This is a genomic window from Paenibacillus terrae (genome assembly GCF_005217525.1).
In the GTDB taxonomy this organism is placed as follows: Bacteria; Bacillota; Bacilli; order Paenibacillales; family Paenibacillaceae; genus Paenibacillus; species Paenibacillus terrae_C.
Genome location: NZ_PNXQ01000004.1, coordinates 23,233 through 23,735, shown reverse-complemented (window position 1 = coordinate 23,735; position 503 = coordinate 23,233). Strand labels below are relative to the sequence as shown.

Sequence of the window (503 nt, the reverse complement as noted above, 5' to 3'; positions counted from 1 at the left end):
TGTTCAACAATTTGTTACATGGATTTTCGGTGGTGGCAAGATGAGTACCTTTTTTCATTTTTCTATTTCTTTTATTATTTGTTTGGCTTGTTCGTATTTTTCTTGGCATCTAGTTGAAAAGAAATTTTTAAGTTTAAAATCACTTCATAAGAACAAGAGGGAGCCTGAGCATGAGCAATTTGAAGTCGTTTCTTCCTAAATCCTCAATGCACCTTTTAATATCAAGTGTGTTGGCTGTACTGTTATCGCTAGTTTCAACCATGGCTTTTTTAAAGATTTATGCTAACGGCAAACAAGTTTATCATGACATCATTGCAGGTAACATCGTATGGTCTGATCAATTCAAGAGTTTGGATTACTCGATAATCTACTTCTTCATTCTCTGCTTCTGTTTGTTTTTAATTCCCTTAATATATTTTGTGAATAAAAAAAATATAGCGGAAATACAGATGAATCCAGCAGGACTTTTCGTGTCAAAAAATTTATTGGTCTGCTTCTTTCTC

At 33.0% G+C, this 503-nt stretch carries 2 protein-coding genes; both read left to right on the top strand.

Features of this window, described 5'->3' with window-relative positions; genetic code table 11:
* A partial coding sequence (locus C1I60_RS25140; RefSeq protein ID WP_252361541.1) for a hypothetical protein occupies nucleotides 1-199 on the top strand: 199 nt, incomplete at its 5' end.
* On the top strand, nucleotides 171-503 hold a 333-nt coding region (locus C1I60_RS24655), incomplete at its 3' end, for a hypothetical protein (RefSeq protein ID WP_212734424.1). The genes C1I60_RS25140 and C1I60_RS24655, both read left to right, overlap by 29 nt.